This is a genomic window from Ochrovirga pacifica, assembly GCF_000220525.1.
GTDB classification, from domain to species: domain Bacteria; phylum Bacteroidota; class Bacteroidia; order Flavobacteriales; family Flavobacteriaceae; genus Ochrovirga; species Ochrovirga pacifica.
The window spans coordinates 225949-246784 of the sequence record NZ_AFPK01000029.1 but is presented as its reverse complement, the minus strand read 5'-3'; the positions used below and the strand labels follow the sequence as shown (position 1 = coordinate 246784).

Here is a 20836-nt window from a genome sequence, read left to right as displayed (position 1 = left end):
AACTATACGAGTAGTTTTTTTTATGGCAATTTCTCAAAAAAGGTAAACTTCTTGTCTGTTAACAATTTTGGGTGTGCAATTTTCACCAAGTCAGTTAGAATATAATCTGGTCTTAGAGCTCCTAATTCAAAAAACAACAAACCACCTGTTGCTCCAGTTGCATTGGCGTAGCTATATATTTGATCGTTTTTGTAAGGAGAAAATTGTTGGTAATGTACATTCATATCTATTAATTGTTCTTTGTTTTTGGCAATTCCAGGAGCCAACCAAATAGCAGCATCTTTGGCCTCTAAAAACACTCGTTCAAAAGATAAAGACAAACTACCTGTTCCTTTAGTACCTTTCCATAAGTAATCCATTTGGGCATCTCTTAAAATTTTGGCCATATAGCTTTCTCCAGCAGGAGCGTACCATACGTCTTGAAATAAATCTCCGTACAATACTTTAGGGTGATGTGTTGTCTGCGAAACAGTTTTTAGAACAGTTGTGTAATTTTTTTCTATTTCATCAAAAATAAAGGAAGCTTCTTTTTCTTTTCCTAAGAACAAAGCAAAAAACTTAATCCATTCAGCCCTTCCTAAAGGATTTTTCTCTAGCCAGCTAGCATCAACAACTAATGGAATTCCAGCTTTTTTAAAGATTGAAAATTGCTTGCTTAAATGGTTTACACCAAAAGTGAAAATTACATCAGGTTTTAAGTTAAGTACCAACTCTGTATTCATATCTTCTTCATGTCCCAAGTCTAGCACCTTTCCTTTATCAATCAATGCTCTTGTTTTTTTAGAAGAAATGTATGCTGTATTAGGGTAACCTTTTAACAAAGATTGACTATTTAGAGCTTCTAAAACAGGAATTTGTGTGGTAGAACTTGCAATTAATTTTGTTACTGGTTGTTTGATTATAAATTGATTGGGGTGTTGAGGTTGTACCACAGTATCTCCTGTAATGATGAGGTATTCAAACGAATAAGAAGCATTTTTAAAAGGTTTGTATACTGTAACTTTGGTCAGCTTTTTAAAATGTTGATAACTAAAGCCTGTAGCATATTTTAAGTTACTTTGTTGTGTGATAGATGAATGTTGCTTTTTAGGCTGGCAAGCATAACATATCAAAAGTAAAAGCGTATAAAAGATAAATTTCATGCAAAAATAATTTATTGCAAAGATGGCTCAAATTCATTAGGCAATCAAAATAAATCTTTTTCTGTGTGATGGATTGTTAAAAACAACGTAGCTTTGCAGCGATTTTGGTTTTTAGGTGATTTCTAATAAAGAAGCATTTAAAATTAAAAGGGAATCTTGTGAAAATCAAGAACTGTCCCCGCAACTGTAAACTTTGCCGATAAGGTGCTTGTTACATTCTTAAACCACTGTTTTTTAATGGGAAGGTAGTAACAAGACGTGAGTCAGGAGACCTGCCAGTATCAACACTAAACATTCTTTCGGGAGCAAAAGAAAATTAGCATGAAACTATGTAACACTATTTTTTTGATAGGGCTTTTTTGTGGGCTTAAAACCACAGCTCAAACCGATTCTATACAGCGTTTGGAAACTGTTGTATTGGTGGCTGATAAGTATGTAAAACAAAAAGTTACAGGGCAAAAAATAATTGCTATAACAGCCAAAGATATTGCTCAAAACAACAACAACCCCACCGAAACATTACGATTTAATTCTCCTATTGCTATCCGAGATACTGGGAACGGAGGAGCTAGTTCTGCTAGGTTCAGAGGTACATCGGCATCTAATACTGCCTTTTTGTGGAATGGAATTAACATTAATAACTTTGGATTGGGCCAAACAGATTTAAATGGAATTTCGATTGCTACCTCTGATGAGATTTTGGTAAAAAGTGGTGGAGGTTCTATAAAATATGGTTCAGGTGCTATAGGAGGTACTGTGCATTTAAACGATTTTTTATATTATAAAGACCATCAAAAAGTACAGGTATTGTCTTCCTATGGTAGTTTTAACACTACATCTAATGTTGTAAATGCGCATGTAGGTACTCAAAAATGGTCTTTTAAATTGGGGACTACCTATCATCAATCTGCTAATGATTATGATTTGATTGATGATCGATACAAGGATAAAGAAGGTAAATTTTTAAAAAATGAAAATGGAGCTTATCAAAATTATAGTTTTAATCTAAGTGGTGGGTATCAAATAAACCCCTTTAGTACGTTACAGTTTTACAGTACATGGTATCGTGGAGATCGATTATTTTCTGGGGCACTACCTAATCCTTCTGCTGCCGATGAGAAATACAAAGATGCTAACCAACGCAATTTGTTAACTTGGGATTGGCAAAAAAAACATTGGCATCATCTGTTAAAAACGGCTTATTTAACACAAGAATATCGTTATTACGAAAATAAAAATAAGCATAACTACGATTACGGAAATTCTACAACGTACATAGCCAATTATGATGTAAGTTATAAAAAAAATGGTGGCACTAGGTTTAGTTGGTCTACCGATTTACAACGTATTGAGGGGGAAACCAATCAAATCTCTAAAAAAAATAGAGAACAATTTGCTGTTGTTTTGGGAGTAGAATCCGAATTGTGTGAACGACTGAATTATCATATAGAGCTAAAAAAAGAGTGGAATTCTGATTTTAGAGTTCCCGTAATTGCTTCTTTAGCAGGAGAATTTAATTTAAAAAAAAATCATAAAGTTCTATTAAATCTAGGAACAAATTATCGAGTTCCTTCTTTTAATGATTTGTATTGGCCAGGGCAAGGAAACTTAAATCTAAGACCAGAAACAGCAAAACAAATTGAACTTGGTTACCAAGTTATACATCAAAATTTAACGATTAAATCTACGCTTTTTTGGATGGATGTTGATGATAAAATAGTATGGGTACCCAATGCAAATCTAGCCACTCCAAATGCTTGGAGTCCCATGAATATAGAAGCTTCGTACCATCAAGGAGGGGAGTTGTTTTTGGGTTGGAAGTATTGGATTCATCAAAAATCGAATGTACAATTAACTACCAATTATACTTTTACTGATGCCAAAAATGAAAAAACTAATAAGATGCTCATTTTTGTGCCTCAACATTTGTTAAATGCCAAATTCTCTTATCAACTAAAAAAATGGGATGTATATCTACAAAATTTAACACAAAGTAGTGTGTATACTTCCGAAGACAATTTAGAGCAACTACAACTAGGTGGTTTTGGAATTTTTAACGCAGGATTGGGGTGTCAATTGACAGACAAAAAACATCAAATTCACTTAGGGTTGTCCGTGAAAAACTTAACCAATCAACTATATCAGTTTTCAAGACTACGTCCTATGCCAGGAAGAAATTATCAAATAAACATCAATTATAAATTTAATTAAAATGAAAATCACAAAACTATTTTTACAATTTTTAAGCATAGCCATTCTAGTTGTCTCTTGTCAGGATGATGATAGCTCTGTTGAAATGGTAAACAGAGATTACTCAAAAGGAGTGTTAATAAGTGGGGAAGGTTCTAGTGCTGGAACCGGTTCTATATCTTACGTAGCAACAGATCGTTCTGTAAAATATCAGTTTATTTATTTAAGTGCCAACGGGGTAGAATTAGGAACTTTTTTACAGTCTATAGCTTTTACCGAGGACAATGCTTATCTTATAGTAGACAATGCAAACACAGTTACTATGGTAGACAAAGCTACTTTTATAAAAAAAGGAGAAATTACTACAGGTTTACAAACTCCAAGATATATGACTGTGGTAAATAACAACGCTTATGTAAGCAATTGGGGAGATCCTTTTTCTGAAGCAGATGATTTTATAGCCGTGGTAGACTTAACAAATAATAGTGTTGTTAAAAAAATAGCTGTAAGCAATGGACCAGAGCAAGTGATTGCTAAAAACGGAAAATTGTATGTAAGTCATAAAGGAGCATATACTTATAATAATGTAGTTTCTGTAATAGATTTGACTACCGATGTAGTTACCGAAATAGAAGTAGAAGATAATCCAGATGAAATGTTTTTTAACAACAACGGAAACCTAGTTGTTTTGTCGGAAGGAAGACTTCTTTACAATGCAGATTATACCGTAGGAGGGCATACTATTGGAGCTATACAAACAATTGATATAGCTACAAATACCGTTAGTAGAAGTGTTACTTTTGAAGAAGGTGTGCATCCAAGTTTAATGGCCTTTAGCAATGACCAAATTTTTTATTACACCAATGGAAATGTATATAAAATTGCTGAAAACGCAACAAGTTTGGCAACAGAAGCTTTGATTTCTAAAACCTTATCGGGGATGGCAGTAAGTAATAATGAATTGCATGGAGTAGATGCAGGAGCTTACAAAGCACAAGGAGATTACTATATATACGACTTGGATTCTGGAGAAGAAATTTATACGTCAAAAGTAGCTTTAGGAGCGGCTAAAATTTATGTGCTAGAGTAGTACACTAACAATTAGTTTGTAAAAATAAGCCTGGAAAACCAGGCTTATTTTGCCTAAAAAAGTTCTTGGGCTTCTTGTTGTAAATATTGCTGTGCTACTGTGGTTGCCAATACGTTGTCTTTGGAAATAGTAAACAAAGCTTGTTGCAATTCTTTTCCGCTGTGAATGTGGTCTTTCATGCTTTCGGCAGTAATCATGTTCAAAATGGTTTCTTTGGCATTTACAATGGTTTTCCAACACTCCTCACTCACGTAAATTTGTTGTACCAAATTGTGCTCAAACTCAGCATTAATTTGTACAATTAAAGATTTGGCATACTCAATTTTGTTGGCTTCATACGGAGCTATACGTTCTGTTATGTTTTTTAAATGAATACGTTCCAAAAACAAGGTCATACGCTCGTATGCTTGTAAACGTATGGGCAAACTGTTTTTTTTCTTTTCCGCAAAAGCATCAAACTTACGTTTGTTGTATTCGCTTGCCATCATTTGTTTCAGAAAAAAGGCAGCAACCCCCCCAGTAATTAAAGAAGGAAAAGTATATTTTAAAACTTCAATAAAGTCATTCATGCTTTAAATTTTCAACGAATATAAACCTTAGTTTTTGCTTGTCAAAATATCAGATTCTATAAAAATGCGTACTTTTAAGCAAATAAAAATAAGAGTTATCTGTGTTTGAATTTTTAGATTTTCGTTTTGTTGATTTGTTGGATATTCTGTTGGTTGCTTTTTTGCTATTCAATGTATATAAATTGTTAAAAGGAACTGTAGCTATTAATATTTTTTTAGGAATTGCCATTGTTTTTTTGATTTACAAAACGACCGAGGCTTTGCATATGGAAATGCTAAGTTCTTTGTTGGGAAATTTGATTAGTGGAGGTGCTATAGCATTGATCATTATATTTCACCCAGAAATGCGTAAATTTTTGTTGATGCTAGGGTCAACCAATCTAAAAGGGAGAAAAAACCTGATGAAACAGCTGAAATTTTTACGAGCAGAAATCACCATTGATTTAGATGTAGAAGTATTGTTGCATACGTGCGAGAAATTTGGGAAATCGAGAACAGGAGCATTGATTGTAATAGAACGCAATAGCAGTCTTGATTTTTTAAGAGAACGTGGTGATAAAATGAAAATAGAAATCAATGGACCTATACTAGAAAGTATTTTTTACAAAAACAGTCCTTTGCACGATGGTGCTATTGTGGTAAGAGAAAATCAGGTTATTGCCACACGTGTTGTTTTGCCATTGTCGGACAATTCTACCTTGCCCAAAAGGTTTGGATTAAGACATAGGGCAGCTATTGGAATTACAGAAAAAACAGATGCAATGTGTTTGGTTGTTTCTGAGGAAACGGGAGAAATTTCATTTGTTGTTGATGGAGAGTTTGAGCTGTACAATGGTTTGAATGAACTTCAAGAAAAAGTACGTATGTATTTAAGTTAAAAGTCTCTGTTTACATTACGTTTGTCCCACTTTAAATCACTTAGCACAGAAGATTTAACTCCTATAAAAAAGTAGTAAGAACTATTGTTTCCTAAAGGAACCCAGTTAAAGTTCATGCTCCAACTACTTAAATCTCTGCTAAACCTTAAGTTGGTGTAGGTAATTCCGTTATTTACAAAATCATATCCAGATGAAGCTCCCACTTTCCATCCTGGGCTTAATTCTACGTCTCCCGAAACAGTTAATGAGTTTCCTGTAACACGTCCATTACCGTTAGAGTTGGTGTAGTTGGTAGAGTAAGAAAAGCGAATGTTCCATGGCATAGAAGAAACATATTGTGGTAAGTTTTTGTCTTTTTCTTTTTTTGCTCCAGCCTCATCACTTTCTTCTTCGTGTTGAAAATCGTTGGTATTAGATAGGTTCTGGCCAAACATATCTTGATCTAGAGGAGTTGTTTCTTCTTCGGTTTTTTGACCGTTTTTCTTTTTGTCAAAATCTTTGCTAGAAAAAGAATAACCTGTACTAAAACGAGCACTAGTTAAACGCACTAATGGTCCTCCGTTTTTGTAACTCATACGATCTACTCTTCTTCCATTTTCATCCAAATCATAGGGGTCTAAGGTAGCTCCCATATTTATGTTCATCTTTTTGAACAAAGTGGTTCCTGCGGTTAAATTAAAATTAGAAAGTTTAAAACTTTCAGCCGCAAAGTTATAAGCTGTACTAAGATTAAGCGAATTCAGTAGGTTGATTTTTTTATCTTCTCCTTCAAGGCTTTCAGGGTCTGCAACTTTGGCTTCTAAACTGTTAGCTAAGCTAAAGCTAACAGCATTGGTTATACCTGTAGAGGGTTGTCCGTAAATCCCTCCTTCAAACTGAGAGTAAGTTTGTGTTTCTCCTTCTGCATTTCTTTGGATTTCGTCGTAATAAAAACCAAAGTCAGGTTTGTAACTGTAGCTAATAGAGGGCCTCATGGTATGGCGGATGGCTTTTAGCTTTTTTCCTTTGAATCCATACATACCATACACAGTAGTACTTAACGATGCCGAAGTACTGTAATCTCTAAAAGCATTAAATCCAGATAAAGTATCTGTTACAATTTCTTCTGCCACAGGGTCGTATTCTTTATTAATTTTTTTAGTATACCAAACCTCCCTGTAAGTTAAGTTGGGAGAAAGAGAAAAGTATTTTAAAACTTTCATATTGGTGCTTAAACTTACGTTGTGTTGTGCACCGTTTTTTGCCTTGTCTAAAATTGCTCCGCTAAAAAACTCATCTTCAAGAGCTTCTACTCTGTTTTCTGCTTTAAAAGAATAGTTCAATCCAATTTTTTGCAGTGCATTTTTAGCCGTTCCACTTTTAGGAGCAAACGGCTGCAAACGATCCATGTTTAATTGTAAAGAAGGCAAAGTAGCAGTTACAATTTGAGTATTGGTGTTTTGTCTATGTGTGGCTCCTAAAGTCATGTTAAACGGAGTTCCTACAAATTTTTTGTAGTATGAAATAGAAGAACTTAATGTATTGTTTAGTGCGTTTCCTGTGTTAGATTCATTTACAGATTGTCTAAAATACTGGCTACTACCCAAGTTTACCGATGCGGTAAAACGATTGTTAGGTGATGCTTTAGAATCTTGACTATGAGACCAACGAAGGTTAAAGTTTTTTTGTTCAGAATAATTGCTAAAACCCTCTATTCCTGTAATAAGATTATCATAGTTAAATTCAAACTGTCCGCTAAACTTGTATCGAACTTTGTATGAAGAAGCTGCATTAAACCCCCAACTACTGTTAGAGTAAATGTCTGCAGTTAACTTTAAATCAAAATAATCGCTAATTGCTAAGTAATAACCTCCATTTTGTAAGAAAAAACCTTGGTTATACGATTCTCCATAAGTTGGAAAAATAATTCCTGATGTTCTTTTTTTTGTTAGTGGAAAATAAGCAAAAGGAAAAATAAGCGGGGTGGGCACATCTGCTAACACTAGATTGGTGGGGCCTGTTATAATTTTTTTACCTGGAACTACTTTTGCCTTGGTGGTTTTTAAGTAATAATCTGGGTTTCTTGGGTCAGAGGTTGTAAAAATAATGTTTCTTACAAAAATGGTAGAGTCATTTACTCTTTTGGTTTTTTCTCCCAAAGTATTAATACCATCTTGCTCTGTTTCCAAGCCGTAAATAATTGCTTTTTTTGTTTTGTAATTAAAAATTAAAGAATCCTGTGTGGTTTCGTTGGCTTTGGTTTTAAAAACAGGAAGTTGTGAATATTTTCCATCTTCATCGGGAATTCCTTTGGCAACTACCGTATTTGTTTGATAGTCTATCAGCATTTGTCCAGAAACAATATCATATTCATCATATACCACATGTGCTTGGTTGTATAGTTTTACTCTTTTGTTTATTACATCTTCATGTATATAATCTTCAGCTGCGTGCTCTATAATAAATTGAATGGCTTCTTTTTTTGCGGGGATGCTATCACTTTTTGCCAAAGTATCATTTTCAACAGATACGTTTTGGGGAATACTGTCGTTTGTAATAGTAAAATCTTTATCCAAAGAAGGTAAGGAAGCAATGCTATCTTTTTCTTGAGAAAAGGAACTAGAATAACTTACAAGTGATGCGAAAGCTATGAAAAGAATGTAAAGTCTGTTTGTTTGCAATGCTTTAAGTCCTATTTTTGTATAGTCAAAAAAAAGGCAACAAATCAAGTGCCAATTAGTGCCCAAAAATAATTAAAATTTATAGATGAAATCGATTAGACCCTTTAAATATCCTAAGTTTTCTAGAAAACAAATTAAAAACGTGATTTTTTGGGTTTTCTTATTGATGATGTCTGTAGCTAAGGCACAACAAAAGCCCTTTTTGGTAGTGTTGGATGCTGGTCATGGAGGTAAAGACCCAGGAAAAATAGGTTACAAAGGAGCTAAAGAAAAAGATGTGGCTCTTAATATTGTACTAAGAACAGGAAAGTTATTAGAAAGCGTACCAGGAATTAAAGTATTGTACACTCGAAAAAAAGATGTATTTGTTGATTTGTGGAAACGTGGCGATATTGCCAACGAGGCCGATGCAGATTTGTTTGTATCAGTACATTGCAATGCTCATACAAGTCAGGCTATAGGTTCGGAAACATGGGTGTTAGGTTTGCATGCCAATGAGCGAAATTTTAGAGTGGCAAAGGCAGAGAATGAAGTGATTTTGCAAGAAGACAATCATCAAGAACGCTATCAGGGTTTTGATCCTAAGTCGCCCACATCGGTTATTGGTTTGTCTTTAGAACAAGAAGAATATTTGGATCAAAGTTTATTGTTAGCAAGTTTAATACAAGAAGAGTTCGAGAAAAAACTACATCGTGTTAACCGAGGGGTAAAACAAGCAGGTTTTGTGGTTTTGTATCAAACTTATATGCCAAGTGTACTTATAGAAACGGGCTTTTTAACGAACAGAATAGAAGGAAGGTATTTGTATTCTAAAGAAGGACAAGAACAAATGTCTAAGGCAATTTCTAATTCTATATTAGACTATTACAAGGTACAAAAACTAAATGTTGCCGATGCTGATTTTTTACAATCATCAAAAGAAGTTACAGAGGCTGTAGATGAAATTGTAGAGGTTGAAGAAGTTGTGACCGAAACCATTCCTGGTGCTGTGTATTACAAAGTTCAACTGGCTTCTGGAAAGAATAAAGTAAGAACAAGTTCTTATAATTTTAAAGGTATTAAAAATGTAGAACGAGTAAAAGTTGATGGAGGCTACAAGTACTACATGAGCAAGTACCTAACCAAAAATAAAGCACAATTGGCTTTGCAAATGGCAAAGAAAAAAGGATATAGTTCAGCCTTTGTAGTGGCTTTTAATGCAGATGGAACCGTGTTCTCTGCACAACAAAAAATTGAAGAAAAAACAGAAGAAAAAATTCCAGCAAAAGAAATAAAAGAAGTTTATAAAGAAATTAAAGAAGAAAAAATAAATAATGCACAGTCAGTTTACTACAAAGTACAGTTGGCTTCGGGTAAAAAAAGAATTACAGCCTCTTCGTATAATTTTAAAGGAATTAAGAATGTAGAGCGAGTTCCTGTAGATGGAGGGTACAAATACTACATGTCACCCTATTCTGAAAAAGAAGCCGCAGAAAAAGCACTAAGCCTAGCTAAGCAGAAAGGTTACCGTTCTGCGTTTATAGTTGCTTTTAATAAGGATGGAACTATTGTAAATCAATTAAAAAGTACAAATTCATCAGCAACAGAACAAAGAGTTTTGTACAAAGTACAGATTGCATCTTCTACTCAAAAAATAAATACTGCCCCCAAAAACTTTAAAGGGTTGAGCGAGGTAGAGGCCGTAAAAGTTGGAAATTACTATAAATATTATTTGGGAAGAACAACAAGTTATAATAAAGCAAAGGAATATTTAGAAGAAGCACAACAAAAACGTTATAAGTCCGCATTTATTGTAGCGTTTCTAAATAACAAAAGAATAACCTTAAAAGAAGCCTTAAGTCTTCAAACAAATTAAATAATTCGTATTTTCGTTGCATGATAAAGATTTCAAAAGAATTAAAAGCTGGTTTCGCAACATTATTGATTTTATCCTTGTTCTACTGGGGTTTTACCTATTTAAAAGGAAGAAATTTATTTGACGGAGGAACCTATACTTATTTTTCGGTGTTTAAAACGGTTAATGGTCTTAAAAAATCTAGCCCAGTAATGATGAGCGGAATGAATGTAGGGTCTGTAACCGATGTTTATTTTATAAAAGATAGCGAACACTTTGGAGAAGTAATGGTGGAGTTTGATGTTGATAATAAAATTACGTTTTCTAAAGAAAGTAAAGTTAAGATTCAGAGCAATTTAATGGGAGGAAGCTACATGGTAATTGTTCCTACAAAAAAGGGAGATATTGCAGTATCCGGAACAACCTTTGTTGGTGGTGTAGAACCTGGAGCTCTATCTAGTTTAACAAATAAGTTAGATCCTTTGCAATCAAAAATAGAAAGTGTTTTAGAGCACTTAGACTCTGTGTTGGTAAAGACAAACCACATGCTAGATCAAGAAACAGTAGGAGATGTAAAAGAAAGTTTTGCTAGTTTAAACAAAATTTTAACTAACTTAGAGTATACTACTCAAAAAGTAAATGCAGAAATAGACGAAACATTAAGTAATGTAAATCAATCTACAGAAAACCTAAAAGTCTTTTCTGATTCGTTGTCTAAAGTAGAAATAGTTGCTATTTCTAACAAGTTAAACAATACTTTAACAGATTTAAATAACATTACTTCTGATATACAAAAAGGAAAAGGAACTATTGGAATGTTAGCCAAAGACGAAAAATTGTATAACAATTTAGAAGCTGCATCCAAAGAGTTAGAACAATTACTTAGAGATGTAAAAGAACATCCAAAAAGATTTGTTCACTTTTCATTGTTTGGGAAAAAGGAAAAACCTTATCAAGAACCTAAAGAAAATTAATAGTTTATGCAGTGGATTCCCAATATACTGTTTGCAATTATCTTAATTGCAGGAATTTATTACTTTGTTAGTAACGTAAAAAAACTAATCCGTAATATACAATTAGGTAAGCAAGTAGACCGTTCAGACAATACTTCGGAACGATGGAAAAACATGATAAAGATTGCGTTAGGCCAATCTAAAATGGTACGTAGACCTGTTTCTGGTTTGTTACATATAGTGGTGTACTTAGGGTTTATTATCATTAATGTAGAGGTTTTAGAAATTATTTTAGACGGATTGTTAGGAACACATCGATTGTTTTTACCCATCTTAGGAACCTCTGTTTACGGATTTTTAATCGGAACTTTTGAAATTTTAGCAGTGCTTGTTTTTGCAGCAGTGGTTGTTTTTTGGATTCGAAGAAATGTAATAGAAATTAGTCGTTTTTTAAGCAAAGAAATGACTAGCTGGCCAAAAAATGATGGAAATAACATCTTGTATTTTGAGATGGTATTGATGTCTTTGTTTTTAATTATGAATGCCAGTGATGTAGATTTACAAGAAGCTGGAGTTGGGAATGTAATCAGTCAGTTCATTCATCCTTTATTTCTAAATCTATCAACCGAAACCATGCATTTGGTAGAACGTATTGCATGGTGGTTGCATATTGTAGGGATTTTGATTTTTCTTAATTACTTATATTACTCCAAACACCTACATATACTACTAGCATTTCCCAATACATTTTATGCCAACTTAAAGCCTAAAGGGTATTTTCCTAACAACAAAACAGTAACCAATGAGGTTAAAATGATGTTAGACCCCAATGCAGATCCATACGCTACACCCGATACAGCTACAGATGCAGAACCTGAAAAATTTGGAGCAAGCGATGCTACAGATTTAAGCTGGGTACAATTAATGAACGCTTACACTTGTACAGAGTGTGGTCGATGTACTTCGGTATGTCCAGCTAATCAAACAGGAAAAGAACTATCTCCTAGGGCTATTATGATGAAAACACGTGATAGGGTAGAAGAAATAGGAAAAAACATAGACCAAAACAAAGGAGTGTTTGAGTATGATGGAAAACAATTATTAGGAGAAGATTACATTACACAAGAAGAAATATGGGCATGTACTACATGTAATGCTTGTGTAGAAGAATGTCCAGTAAACATTGATCCGCTATCGATTATTATGGAAATGAGACAGTATCTAGTGATGGAGCAATCTGCAGCACCACAAGAACTAAATGCCATGATGACCAACGTAGAAAATAATGGAGCTCCTTGGCAATACAATCAAATGGATCGATTGAATTGGGTTGAAGAAGAGTAAAACAATTAGAAATTAACAATTAGAAATTACGAATATCATTACTTCGTAATTCGTAATTATAATCATTCGTATTTATGTTAAAAGTCCCAGTTATGGCAGATGTATTTGCCCAAGGAAAAGAACCAGAGTATTTGTTTTGGGTAGGATCTGCTGGAAGTTTTGACGACAGAGCAAAAAAAATTACAAGAGCTTTTGTAAAATTATTAAACAAAGCCGATGTAGATTTTGCTGTATTAGGAACAGAAGAAAGCTCTAGTGGCGATGCTGCTAAAAGAGCAGGAAATGAATTTTTGTTTCAGATGCAAGCCATGACCAATATAGAGGTGATGAACATGTACAATGTAAAAAAGATCGTAACCGCTTGCCCACATTCTTACAATACACTTAAAAACGAATATCCAGAACTAGGAGGGAAATACCAAGTAATACACCATACACAGCTTTTAGCAGAATTAATTAAGCAAGGCAAATTAGAAGTTGAAAACATTCAGTTAAATCAAAAAACAATTACTTTTCACGACCCGTGTTATTTGGGAAGAGCCAATAAAGAGTACCAAGCTCCAAGAACAATTTTAAAATCCATTGGAGTGAATTTGATAGAAATGCCAAGATCTAAAAATAATTCTTTTTGTTGTGGTGCTGGAGGAGCGCAAATGTTTAAAGAACCTGAAAAAGGTTTTATGGATGTAAATGTAATGCGAACCAAAGAAGCACTAACCTTGCAGCCAGATGTTATTGCTACTGGATGCCCTTTTTGTAATACCATGATGACAGACGGTGTAAAAAATGAAAAGCAAGAAGAAAAGGTAGATGTAAAAGATGTTGCAGAGATACTTGCAGAAGCATTAAAATTATAAAAGAATAAATCCCAAAATTCAAAACATTGTTTTGAATCTTGTTTTTTTGAATTGTATGAAACATTGGATTCAAGCCGCTAGATTAAGAACACTTCCCTTGTCTTTATCTGGAATTATTGTAGGGAGTTTTTTAGCTGCTGAAAAGGAAATGTTCCGTTGGGATATCTGTATACTGGCTTTGTTAACCACTGTAGGTTTTCAGGTATTGTCTAATTTTGCCAACGATTATGGAGATGGAGTAAAAGGAACAGACAACGAGCACCGTATTGGTCCAGAAAGAGCTTTGCAAAGTGGGGTTATCACCCCAAAACAGATGTTAAAGGGAATGTACATTACAATAGGTGTTACTTTAGTTATTGCACTGTTGTTAATTTTCACCGCTTTTGGAAAAGAAAACTATCTAATGTCGTTTGTTTTTTTCTTATTAGGATTGGCTTCTATAGCTGCAGCCATTAAATATACAGTAGGAAAAAAAGCATACGGATATTCAGGATTAGGAGATGTTTTTGTATTTCTGTTTTTTGGTTTGCTAGCAGTTGTAGGAACAGAATTTTTGTACACTCAGCAAGTCAGTTGGTTGTCTTTTTTGCCTGCAATCACTGTAGGTTTTTTTAGTACAGCAGTTTTAAATCTAAACAATTTAAGAGATAGAGCTTCGGATATTTTAGCCCATAAAAATACTTTGGTGGTTAAATTAGGAACTAGAAAAGCCAAAATTTATCATTATTTTTTGATTGTAGGAGGTATGACTACTGTTGTTTGGTACAAAGCATTTCACCCAGGAACTGTAGCAGGTTTTTTGTTTGTAATTGCTTTTTTACCTTTAATAAAACACCTAATTACCGTCTTGCACAATCAAGAGCCTGTTTTGTTAGATCCAGAATTGAAAAAGGTGGCCTTAAGTACATTTTTGTTTGCTATTCTTTTTGGTTTAGGTTTGATTATTTAATATTTTTAGAAGAGCTAAACATAACCACAACTAAACATGAAAAAGTTTTTTTTATACGGAGCAGGACTGCTGTTGCTAATCATTGTAATTTTTGCAATTGCTGCCCCAAAAACGGAAACCGTAAAACGATCAATTGTAATCCAAAAGCCTGTAAATGTGGTGTATCCTTATTTTGCATCTTTGCAAAATATGGAAGAATGGTCTCCTTGGGCTAAAAAAGATCCATCGGCAAGACACGAATATATAGGAGCAGGAAATTCTGTAGGTTCTGTACATGCATGGTATTCTGAGCACGAACAAGTGGGAAGCGGAGAACAAGAGATTACTTCTATGGTACCAAATAAAGAAATTTATTCCGAACTAAGATTTAAAACTCCTATGGAAACTACTTCAGAGGGTTTTTTAATTTTTGAAGAACAAGGCAATAAAACTAAAGTAACATGGGGTTATAATGCTAAGTATGGCGTTTTAGAATCTATGATTATGACCTTTTTGGACCTAGACAAAATCATAGGAAAAGACTTTGAGCAAGGATTAAATGATGCCAAAATTATTCTAGAAAAATAATAGTTAGTAAACTTAGAAATAAAGGCCTTTTGATGTTTTGTCAAAAGGTTTTTTAGCATATGAAAGCAAATTATACCAAATACATTCTCAATTTTAAACAAGCATCCGGTACTTCAAGGGGGGTGCTACAAACCAAAGAAACCTACTTTATTGTTATTAGCGATCAGGAAAAAATAGGTTATGGAGAAACAGGTCTTTTTAGAGGTTTAAGTGCAGATGATAGAAATGATTATGAAGAAAAATTAACTTGGGCTTGCCAACATATTTATTTAGGATTAGAACAACTACGAGCAGAGCTTTTAGAGTTTCCGTCCATCCAATTCGGATTAGAGCAAGCTTTTTTATCATTAGAAAGCGTTGGAAACTTTGAGTTATTTCCTTCTGATTTTACAAAAGGAGAAGCAAGTATTCCTATCAATGGGTTAATTTGGATGGGGAATGAGAGTTTTATGCAACAACAAATAGAAGACAAGTTAAAGGCAGGTTTTAATACAATAAAAATGAAAATAGGAGCTATTGATTTTGATACAGAATTAAAGTTATTAGCGGCTATAAGAAAGCAATTTTCATCAAAAGAAATTACACTACGTGTTGATGCTAACGGAGCATTTACTTCCAAAAATGCTCTACAAAAATTAGATCGTTTATCGGCCTACGATTTGCATTCTATAGAGCAGCCCATCCAACAAGGACAAATAAAAGAGATGCAGGATTTATGCAGAAAAACGCCAGTTCCTATTGCATTGGACGAAGAGTTGATAGGCGTATTCTCGTACCAACAAAAAAAAGAAGTGCTACAAGAAATTCAACCACAATACATTATTTTAAAGCCGAGTTTGGTAGGTGGTTTTTACGGTAGTAACGAATGGATTTCCTTAGCTAATAAACAAAAAATACCTTATTGGGTTACTTCTGCCCTTGAAAGTAATATAGGACTAAATGCTATTAGTCAATATACTTATACTTTGGAGTCAAATTTGCCACAAGGTTTGGGAACAGGGAGTTTGTTTACCAATAACATTAAAAGTCCGTTAGAAGTAAGGCAAGGAAACATACATTACAATACAAAAAAAGAATGGAAAATAACTATATAGCACAAGCTAGAAAAGGAAAAACAGGAGTGTTTGCTTATATCGGAGGAATTATTTTAATCACTGTTGGGGTGTTTCTTTTTTCAATTCCTTACAGCAGTAAAATTCAGAGCTTGGTATCTCAAGGACTTGCAGATGCAAGCAAAGTAGAGGATTTTAACTATTTGATGACTTTAATGGATTCTAATTTAACCTTATTGTATATGACCTTTCCTTTTTTGGGAGGAATGTTAATGTTGATTGTCGCAGTTCGTTTTTTGCATCGTTTTCGTTGGACTCACTTAACCACGGCACGACCATCAGTAGATTGGAAAAGAATTTGTTTTTCTTTTTTAATTTGGGGAGGAATTAACGCTGCAATGATTTTGTTGGGTGCTGCACTAAATACCGAAGAAGTAATCTGGAATTTTAATGCAGAAAAATTTGCGGTGTTGTTTGTTATTGCTTTGTTGATGATTCCCATACAAACTAGTTTTGAAGAATACGTTTTTAGAGGGTATTTAATGCAAGGCTTAGGTTTGGCAACTAAAACCAATTGGTTTCCGTTATTATTTACTTCAGTGGCTTTTGGTTTGATGCATTTAAGCAATCCTGAAGTGGCAAAGTTGGGCTACGGAATTATGATTTTTTATATAGGAACAGGTTTTTTGTTAGGAGTGATTACTTTGATGGATGAGGGAATGGAGCTATCTCTTGGTTTTCATGCTGCTAACAATTTAATTACTGCACTATTGGTTACTACAGATTGGACTGCTTTTCAAACACATGCTGTTTTTAGAGACCAATCTCAGCCAAATTTGTGGTTAGAGCTTGGGCTTGTTGCGGGGTTATTTCCTTTACTGATTTATATTTTTGCAAAAAAATACCAATGGAGTCATTGGAAACAAAAACTAATAGGTTAATATTTCTTAGAAAAATTGGGTAAAATGAAAAACGAAACTTATTTTGTGCATGAAACAGCTGTTATAGATGCTGGTGCTACGATAGGAAAAGGGACTAAAATCTGGCATTTTTCGCACATCATGCCAAATTGCCAAATAGGAGAAAGATGTAATATTGGTCAAAATGTAGTGGTTTCACCATCGGTAGTATTGGGTGCAAATGTGAAGATTCAAAACAATGTATCAATATACAGTGGTGTTGTATGTGAAGATGATGTGTTTTTAGGACCCTCTATGGTGTTTACAAATATTACAAACCCAAGAAGTGCTGTGGTTAGAAGAGATGCTTATGTAGAGACTTTGGTAAAAAAAGGAGCTAGTATCGGAGCAAACGCCACTATTATTTGTGGAAACACTATAGGAGAATACGCTATGGTTGGTGCCGGTGCAGTGGTTACCAAGTCTGTTTCCGCATATGCATTGGTAGTGGGTAATCCTTCCAAACAAATTGGTTGGGTTAGCGAGTATGGACACCGTTTGGAGTTTAATGAAAAGGGATTTGCTACTTGTGTAGAAAGCCAACAAAAATATCAATTAAGCAATCATAAGGTTCATAGAGTTTTATAAGAAATAAAACATCTTCTAAATAAAAAAGCCTTTCTAGTTTGAATAGAAAGGCCTTGTTTTATGGGTTGGTTTGGTAAGTTTAATCTAAATCGATGTGTCTGTCATGGTAGCCTAATAGATATAAAACTCCATCCAATCCTAGGCTAGAAATAGAGCTTTCTGCACTTTCTTTTACCTTTGGTTTGGCATGAAAAGCAATCCCCAATCCTGCTAAATTTAACATTGGCAAATCGTTAGCTCCATCACCTACAGCAATGGTTTGGTTGATGTGAATCCCTTCTTTTTCAGCAATGGCTTTTAGGAATTCTGCTTTTTTATTTCCATCAACTATTTCGCCGATATAGTTTCCTGTTAATGCACCTTCTTTTATTTCTAGTTCATTTGCGTGAACGTAATCAATCCCCAATTCTTTTTGTAAATAATGTGCAAAATAGGTAAATCCTCCAGAGAGAATGGCCGTTTTAAATCCGTAATATTTTAAGGCTTTAAACAAACGATGAGCACCTTGAGTAATTGGTAAATTTTTAGCAACGTTTTGTAAAACATCTTCGCTTAGCCCCTCTAACATAGCCATACGTTTTTTAAAACTTGTATTAAAGTCTATTTCTCCACGCATTGCAGATTCTGTAATGGCTGCTACCTGATCTCCTACACCAGCCAAATCGGCTAATTCATTAATAACTTCGGTTTGGATAAGTGTAGAATCCATATCAAAACAAACCAAACGTCTGTTTCTTCTATATATATTATCTTCTTGAAAAGATAAATCGACATTTAGAGTTCTAGAAATATCCATAAACTTAGAAGTCATTTCTTCTTTATTAAGTACAGTGCCTCTAACGGACAGCTGAATACAAGAACGAGGAGATTCGTTTTGTTGAATTAACGAAGTACGACCTGTTAAACGCTTAATAGAGTCTATGTTTAATCCTTCTTCTGCCATGACTTTGGTTACGGCAGCAATTTGTTCAGCGGCTAAGGTTTCTCCTAAAATGGTAACAATATACCTAGGTTTTCCCTGAGAGGAAACCCAATTTTCATAGTCTTCTAGAGAAATAGGAATAAACTTTATGCTAATTCCCAACTCATACGCTTTAAACAATAAGTCTTTTAAAACAGGACCCGAATCTTTGCCTGCAGGAACTTCAAACAACATACCTAAAGAAAGGGTGTCGTGAATGTCTGCTTGTCCAATGTCTAAAATAGTAGCTTTGTATTGTGCAAGAACTGAGGTTAAACCAGCAGTAACTCCTGGTTTGTCTTGCCCAGAAACTTTTAATAGAATGACTTCTTTTTGTGCGTTTGCCATGTAAGTCTATAAATTGATTAATCAGGCCGTAAAATTCGTTAAACTATTGTTGATAAAAAAACATATCTAATGTTTTTTTAGGGGTACTTGTGTCTGTAACTTTTGTTACTGCTACAGCCTAATACAAGCCTTACTTTTGCTGTATAAGTAAACAATATGAAACGATATTTTCCTTTTACAACTTGGGTGTCAACGTATAAAAAGTCAGATTTATATAGTGATGTGATGGCGGGTGTTACTGTAGGAATTCTATTAATTCCACAAGGAATGGCCTATGCTTTAGTAGCTGGCTTACCTCCTGTATATGGGCTGTATGCGGCTTTAATGCCACAGATTGTTTATGCTTTTTTGGGTACTTCTAAACAATTGTCTGTGGGACCTGTTGCCATGGATTCTTTAATGGTAGCAGCAGGCTTAGGAGCGTTGCAAATTACCGGCTTAGAAAATTACATTACAATGGCATTGTTTTTAGCCTTGTTTATGGGGGCTGTGCAGTTGTTATTGGGGGTGTTAAAAATGGGTTTTTTAGTCAATTTTTTATCCAAGCCTGTAATTAGTGGTTTTACTTCAGCTGCAGCATTAGTGATAGGATTAAGTCAGCTAAAACACGTTTTTGGGATTTCAATTCAAGGAAGTTCTAAAGTCCATGAAGTGATAGTGCAACTTTGGCAAGGTATATTAGGATTAAATGTAACAACTTTAGCAATTGGAAGTTTGGCTATGGTGATAATTGTAATAAGCAAACGCTACTTTTCTAGAATTCCGTCAGCATTAATTGTGGTGGTTGTTGGGATTGTTGTAGTGCGTTGGTTTGCCTTGCAAGAAAAGGGAGTTGCTGTTATAGGAGAAATTCCTTCAGGATTACCAAGCTTTCAGTGGATTTCTTTTAGTTCACTTCCGGTTGTAGACCTAATACCTTTGGCAATTACTTTGGCTTTGGTTGCTTTTATGGAAGCAATTTCTATATCTAAATCATTAGAAGATAAAGAAACCAATTACAAGGTAGATCCTAGTCAAGAACTAATAGCTTTAGGAATGGCCAATATTATGGGTTCATTGTTTCAAGCTTATCCAACTACTGGAGGTTTTTCAAGAACAGCAGTCAACAATCAATCGGGAGCAAAAACTTTATTGGCAAGTTGGATAAGTGCCTTAGTAGTAGGGGTGATTTTGCTTTTTTTTACTTCTTTATTTTATGATTTACCCAAAGCAGTTTTAGGGGCTATGATTTTGGTAGCTGTAGTCAATTTGTTCGACGTATCTTACCCTATTAAATTATGGAGACAGCATAAAGATGAGTTTTTTTTGCTATTAGCAACATTTTTAATCACTTTGTTTTTTGGAATTACACAAGGAATTTTAGTCGGAGTCATAGCGTCTTTATTGTTGTTAATTTACAGAACGTCTCAACCACATATTGCTGTTTTAGCTAGAATAGGAGATAGTAACTACTTTAAAAACATTTCTAGGTTTGATAAAGTTAATCAACGAAAAGATTTATTAATTCTCCGCTTTGATGCACAGTTGTTTTTTGGAAACAAAGATTATTTTAGAGAAAAACTAGATGGTTTAATTGCGAAACAAAAAACAACCCTAAAAGCAATAATTTTAAATGCAGAAGCGATTACTTATATAGACAATTCTGCCAACGCCATGCTTTTACATTATATAGAAGGTTTGCAACAACGTGGAATAAAATTATTTATTACAGGAGCAATAGGTCCTACCAGAGATGTACTTTTTAAAGCAGGTGTGGTTGATTTGTTAGGAAAAGAAAACCTGTTTGTAAGAACTTACGAAGCTGTAGATTGTTACGATGGCATTGTTTGTAAAGACGATTTACAAAGAGAAATATGTCATCAAAATACACATACTATGTAACGTTTGTTACTGTA

17 protein-coding genes and 1 riboswitch are annotated in these 20836 nt (G+C 34.1%); of the genes, 13 read left to right on the top strand and 4 right to left on the bottom strand.

Features of this window, described 5'->3' with window-relative positions:
- Nucleotides 1-20 precede the first annotated feature (20 nt).
- Nucleotides 21-1142: an ABC transporter substrate-binding protein gene (locus tag FS85_RS0105780; RefSeq protein WP_010135157.1), complete on the bottom strand. Its 1122-nt coding sequence runs from the start codon at nt 1140-1142 to the stop codon at nt 21-23.
- A gap of 88 nt (nt 1143-1230) precedes the next feature.
- A riboswitch (cobalamin riboswitch) is annotated at nt 1231-1436 on the top strand.
- A 27-nt stretch (nt 1437-1463) separates the two neighbouring features.
- Between FS85_RS0105780 and FS85_RS15195 the strand changes: the two genes are divergently transcribed.
- Entirely contained in the window at nt 1464-3353 is a 1890-nt protein-coding gene (locus FS85_RS15195) for a TonB-dependent receptor plug domain-containing protein (protein ID WP_010135156.1), read from the top strand.
- Nucleotide 3354: 1 nt separating this feature from the next.
- Complete coding sequence (locus tag FS85_RS0105770; RefSeq protein ID WP_010135155.1) at nt 3355-4422, top strand: YncE family protein; 1068 nt, start codon at nt 3355-3357, stop codon at nt 4420-4422.
- A 53-nt stretch (nt 4423-4475) separates the two neighbouring features.
- On the opposite strand, the gene FS85_RS0105765 is transcribed toward FS85_RS0105770, so the two are convergent.
- Entirely contained in the window at nt 4476-4991 is a 516-nt protein-coding gene (locus tag FS85_RS0105765; protein WP_010135154.1) for a DUF7935 family protein, read from the bottom strand.
- A 101-nt stretch (nt 4992-5092) separates the two neighbouring features.
- Between FS85_RS0105765 and cdaA the strand changes: the two genes are divergently transcribed.
- Nucleotides 5093-5869 (top strand): diadenylate cyclase CdaA, encoded by a 777-nt coding sequence (gene cdaA, locus FS85_RS0105760; protein ID WP_010135153.1) that lies wholly within the window; start codon nt 5093-5095, stop codon nt 5867-5869.
- Here cdaA and FS85_RS0105755 read toward each other — a convergent pair.
- Complete coding sequence (locus tag FS85_RS0105755; RefSeq protein ID WP_010135152.1) at nt 5866-8529, bottom strand: putative LPS assembly protein LptD; 2664 nt, start codon at nt 8527-8529, stop codon at nt 5866-5868. The two genes, cdaA and FS85_RS0105755, sit on opposite strands and share 4 nt — an antisense overlap.
- Before the next feature lie 85 nt (nt 8530-8614).
- On the opposite strand from FS85_RS0105755, the gene FS85_RS16780 reads away from it, so the two are divergent.
- From FS85_RS16780 to FS85_RS0105710, 9 genes are all read left to right on the top strand, one after another.
- Nucleotides 8615-10384, top strand: coding sequence for an N-acetylmuramoyl-L-alanine amidase (locus FS85_RS16780; protein ID WP_010135151.1), 1770 nt, complete (start codon nt 8615-8617; stop codon nt 10382-10384).
- A gap of 20 nt (nt 10385-10404) precedes the next feature.
- Nucleotides 10405-11337, top strand: coding sequence for an MlaD family protein (locus FS85_RS0105745; RefSeq protein ID WP_010135150.1), 933 nt, complete (start codon nt 10405-10407; stop codon nt 11335-11337).
- Nucleotides 11338-11343: 6 nt separating this feature from the next.
- The gene (locus FS85_RS0105740; RefSeq protein WP_010135149.1) at nt 11344-12660 is read left to right on the top strand and encodes a (Fe-S)-binding protein; all 1317 of its coding nucleotides are present in this window, start codon (nt 11344-11346) and stop codon (nt 12658-12660) included.
- A 92-nt stretch (nt 12661-12752) separates the two neighbouring features.
- Nucleotides 12753-13517, top strand: coding sequence for a (Fe-S)-binding protein (locus tag FS85_RS0105735; protein WP_010135148.1), 765 nt, complete (start codon nt 12753-12755; stop codon nt 13515-13517).
- Between the two features lie 55 nt (nt 13518-13572).
- Complete coding sequence (locus FS85_RS0105730) at nt 13573-14466, top strand: 1,4-dihydroxy-2-naphthoate polyprenyltransferase (RefSeq protein WP_029489290.1); 894 nt, start codon at nt 13573-13575, stop codon at nt 14464-14466.
- A 36-nt stretch (nt 14467-14502) separates the two neighbouring features.
- Nucleotides 14503-15033, top strand: coding sequence for an SRPBCC family protein (locus tag FS85_RS0105725; RefSeq protein WP_010135145.1), 531 nt, complete (start codon nt 14503-14505; stop codon nt 15031-15033).
- Nucleotides 15034-15092: 59 nt separating this feature from the next.
- Nucleotides 15093-16127 carry an o-succinylbenzoate synthase gene (locus FS85_RS0105720; RefSeq protein ID WP_010135144.1) on the top strand — a complete coding sequence of 345 codons (1035 nt, stop codon included), beginning with the start codon at nt 15093-15095 and terminating at the stop codon, nt 16125-16127.
- Nucleotides 16109-17026 (top strand): CPBP family intramembrane glutamic endopeptidase, encoded by a 918-nt coding sequence (locus FS85_RS0105715; protein WP_010135143.1) that lies wholly within the window; start codon nt 16109-16111, stop codon nt 17024-17026. The genes FS85_RS0105720 and FS85_RS0105715 overlap by 19 nt, the downstream gene beginning before the upstream one ends.
- 24 nt (nt 17027-17050) lie before the next feature.
- On the top strand, nt 17051-17632 hold the full coding sequence (locus tag FS85_RS0105710; protein ID WP_010135142.1) for an acyltransferase: 582 nt from the start codon (nt 17051-17053) through the stop codon (nt 17630-17632).
- A 79-nt stretch (nt 17633-17711) separates the two neighbouring features.
- Here FS85_RS0105710 and serB read toward each other — a convergent pair whose 3' ends face one another.
- Nucleotides 17712-18941, bottom strand: a complete 1230-nt coding sequence (gene serB, locus FS85_RS0105705) for a phosphoserine phosphatase SerB (RefSeq protein WP_010135141.1) — start codon at nt 18939-18941, stop codon at nt 17712-17714.
- A gap of 156 nt (nt 18942-19097) precedes the next feature.
- On the opposite strand from serB, the gene FS85_RS0105700 reads away from it, so the two are divergent.
- Nucleotides 19098-20822: a SulP family inorganic anion transporter gene (locus tag FS85_RS0105700; RefSeq protein ID WP_010135140.1), complete on the top strand. Its 1725-nt coding sequence runs from the start codon at nt 19098-19100 to the stop codon at nt 20820-20822.
- The last annotated feature ends 14 nt before the right edge of the window (nt 20823-20836 follow it).

What these genes read in the sequence shown, in the direction of transcription:
- FS85_RS16780 (WP_010135151.1), top strand. Translation starts at nt 8,615, where the DNA reads ATGAAATCGATTAGACCCTTTAAATATCCTAAGTTTTCTAGAAAACAA.
- FS85_RS0105765 (WP_010135154.1), bottom strand. Translation starts at nt 4,991, where the DNA reads ATGAATGACTTTATTGAAGTTTTAAAATATACTTTTCCTTCTTTAATT.
- FS85_RS15195 (WP_010135156.1), top strand. Translation starts at nt 1,464, where the DNA reads ATGAAACTATGTAACACTATTTTTTTGATAGGGCTTTTTTGTGGGCTT.
- FS85_RS0105720 (WP_010135144.1), top strand. Translation starts at nt 15,093, where the DNA reads ATGAAAGCAAATTATACCAAATACATTCTCAATTTTAAACAAGCATCC.
- FS85_RS0105735 (WP_010135148.1), top strand. Translation starts at nt 12,753, where the DNA reads ATGGCAGATGTATTTGCCCAAGGAAAAGAACCAGAGTATTTGTTTTGG.
- FS85_RS0105780 (WP_010135157.1), bottom strand. Translation starts at nt 1,142, where the DNA reads ATGAAATTTATCTTTTATACGCTTTTACTTTTGATATGTTATGCTTGC.
- FS85_RS0105740 (WP_010135149.1), top strand. Translation starts at nt 11,344, where the DNA reads ATGCAGTGGATTCCCAATATACTGTTTGCAATTATCTTAATTGCAGGA.
- FS85_RS0105745 (WP_010135150.1), top strand. Translation starts at nt 10,405, where the DNA reads ATGATAAAGATTTCAAAAGAATTAAAAGCTGGTTTCGCAACATTATTG.
- FS85_RS0105710 (WP_010135142.1), top strand. Translation starts at nt 17,051, where the DNA reads ATGAAAAACGAAACTTATTTTGTGCATGAAACAGCTGTTATAGATGCT.
- FS85_RS0105770 (WP_010135155.1), top strand. Translation starts at nt 3,355, where the DNA reads ATGAAAATCACAAAACTATTTTTACAATTTTTAAGCATAGCCATTCTA.
- FS85_RS0105700 (WP_010135140.1), top strand. Translation starts at nt 19,098, where the DNA reads ATGAAACGATATTTTCCTTTTACAACTTGGGTGTCAACGTATAAAAAG.
- serB (WP_010135141.1), bottom strand. Translation starts at nt 18,941, where the DNA reads ATGGCAAACGCACAAAAAGAAGTCATTCTATTAAAAGTTTCTGGGCAA.
- FS85_RS0105730 (WP_029489290.1), top strand. Translation starts at nt 13,573, where the DNA reads ATGAAACATTGGATTCAAGCCGCTAGATTAAGAACACTTCCCTTGTCT.
- FS85_RS0105725 (WP_010135145.1), top strand. Translation starts at nt 14,503, where the DNA reads ATGAAAAAGTTTTTTTTATACGGAGCAGGACTGCTGTTGCTAATCATT.
- FS85_RS0105715 (WP_010135143.1), top strand. Translation starts at nt 16,109, where the DNA reads ATGGAAAATAACTATATAGCACAAGCTAGAAAAGGAAAAACAGGAGTG.